The organism is Actinoalloteichus spitiensis RMV-1378 (genome assembly GCF_000239155.1).
Lineage (GTDB): Bacteria > Actinomycetota > Actinomycetes > Mycobacteriales > Pseudonocardiaceae > Actinoalloteichus_B > Actinoalloteichus_B spitiensis.
In genome coordinates, this window is the sequence record NZ_AGVX02000692.1 from 1 (window position 1) to 2,232 (window position 2,232).

A 2,232-nucleotide genomic window follows, 5' to 3' on the forward strand; every position below is an offset into this window, starting at 1 on the left:
CGAGGCCGCGGCCCGCGCCCGCCTCGCCGCCGAGGGCGAGCCCCCCGAGGCATGAGGCGGCCCTGACGGCCCGGGCACGGTCCGCCCGAGGTCGTCCTCGACCGCTCGGGCGCGTGGCGGACGGACGGCGCCCGGCTCGCGGCCGGCTGGCACCCGGCTGGGTGGGTCGTGCCGTTCCGGTCGCACCCCGGTGGCGCTGGCACCCCCGCTCGGGACCACACCTCCGGCAGGTGGCCCCGGCACGCCGCCGACCGGCCGCCCCGCCCGTGTGACACCCACCCGGTTCCCCCTGCGGCCGCCCGACCGCTCGGGAGCCCGGAACCGGGCGCCTGCCGGCGGTGGGCAGCGGAGGGCGACGGCACTACCGCCCCGCACCGGCCCGCTCCCGCCGGCCGAACTCGTCGCGTTCGGGGCGCCGCCCGTCCGCTGGGCGGGGCCAGACCACCGCGGTCCGGCACCTGGCGATCCGCCGGCTCCGGCTCCGGCCGGCACGACCGGAGGTGGTGCCGGCCTCCGGGGTCGCGAACGCGGCCGTCGGGGGCGGCCCGGCTGGCCGATGTGTGACGTGGTCGGCCAGTCAGGTGGTCGCAGCGCCAACGCCCGGACAGGTACCGTTCGTGGGGCCGTGAAGGTCGCGGCACCGAGCCGTAACGTCTTGAGAGGTAAACAGCGGTGTTGATCTTGCTCAGGTACGAATGCTTCGGAGGGACCGGCGCGTGAGCCCGATGGCTGGCACTCCCAAGAAGAACCTGATGTTGTTCTCCGGCCGGGCCCACCCGGAACTGGCCGAAGAGGTCGCCAAGTACCTCAACGTCGGCATCACGGCGCAGTCCGCCTACGAGTTCGCCAACGGCGAGTTGTTCGTCCGGTTCGAGGAATCGGTCCGGGGCTGCGACGCCTTCGTACTCCAGAGCCACTGCGCTCCCATCAACACCTGGCTGATGGAGCAGCTGATCATGGTGGACGCGCTGAAGAGAGCCAGCGCGAAGCGCATCACCGTGATCATGCCCTTCTACCCCTACGCCCGACAGGACAAGAAGCACCGGGGCCGCGAGCCCATCTCCGCCCGGCTCGTCGCCGACATGTTCAAGACCGCCGGCGCCGACCGGATCATGTCGGTGGACCTGCACACCGCCCAGGTGCAGGGCTTCTTCGACGGCCCGGTCGACCACCTGCTCGCCCAGACGCTGCTGGCCGGCCACGTGGCCAAGACCTACCAGGACCGCGAGATCACGGTCGTCTCCCCGGACTCCGGCCGGGTGCGCCTCGCCGAGAAGTGGGCCGACACCCTCGGGGGCCGGCCGCTGGCGTTCATCCACAAGACCAGGGACCCGTTCAAGCCGAACGAGGCCATGGTGAACCGCGTCGTGGGTGACGTCCGCGACCGGGTGTGCGTGCTGATCGACGACATCATCGACACTGGCGGCACCATCGTGAAGGCCGCCGAGGCGCTCAAGAAGGCCGGCGCGGCCGAGGTGGTCATCGCCGCCACCCACGGCGTCCTCTCCGACCCGGCCACCGAACGCTTGGCCAACTGCGGGGCCAGCGAGGTGATCTTCACCAACACGCTGCCGATCCCCGAGGAGAAGCACTTCCCCGGGCTGACCGTGCTCTCCATCGCGCCGCTGCTGGCCAGGGCGATCCAACAGGTCTTCGAGGACGGCTCGGTCACCAGCCTCTTCGACGGCGACGCCTGACCGGCACGAGGTCACGCGGGCCCGACCGGCGTTCCGGTCGGGCCCGTCCCGCGTCCGCACCCCGGCGGCGAGCCCGCGCGGGTCGCCGCGCACCGCCCCCTCGGGTCCTGGCCCTCGACCCCGCACCGGAGCCCACGCTCCCCGGGAGCCGGCCGCACCCGCGTTCGCCGTCAGAGCAGGTTGACCACCTCGATCGCGGCGAGGACGGCGAACAGGGCCACGCACACCCCGAGCAGACCGTTGGACGCCCAGCGCGACCGGTACGGGCGCGGGGTGCGGGACGAGTTGAGCAGCAACATCAGGGTCAGCGCCAGGAACGGCATGAACAGGGCGCCGAGCACGCCGTAGGCGACGATCAGTTGGAACGGCCGGTCGAGGAAGAGCAGCACCATCGGCGGGAAGGTCAGCCACAGCAGGTAGCTCCGGTAGGCGGTGCTGCGCTCCCCGGCCCTGCGGTCGTAGTCCTGCTGGTCCGCCTGGCCACCCGGCGGGACCGGCGTCGCCACCTCCCCGGCGGCGGCCGCGGCCTCCTCCC

At 73.0% G+C, this 2,232-nt stretch carries 1 protein-coding gene and 1 pseudogene; one reads left to right on the forward strand and one right to left on the reverse strand.

Going from position 1 to position 2,232, the window contains the following annotated elements; genetic code table 11:
- Positions 1 to 725: 725 nt before the first annotated feature.
- The gene (locus ACTIDRAF_RS0224040) at positions 726 to 1,697 is read left to right on the forward strand and encodes a ribose-phosphate diphosphokinase (RefSeq protein ID WP_016701235.1); all 972 of its coding nucleotides are present in this window, start codon (positions 726 to 728) and stop codon (positions 1,695 to 1,697) included.
- Between the two features lie 170 nt (positions 1,698 to 1,867).
- Here the strand turns inward: ACTIDRAF_RS0224040 and ACTIDRAF_RS30955 are convergent.
- A pseudogene (locus tag ACTIDRAF_RS30955) lies at positions 1,868 to 2,232 on the reverse strand (Nramp family divalent metal transporter); the annotation flags it as partial.

Excerpts from the sequence above, each read along its gene's own strand:
- ACTIDRAF_RS0224040 (WP_016701235.1), top strand. The coding sequence starts at position 726 with ATGGCTGGCACTCCCAAGAAGAACCTGATGTTGTTCTCCGGCCGGGCC.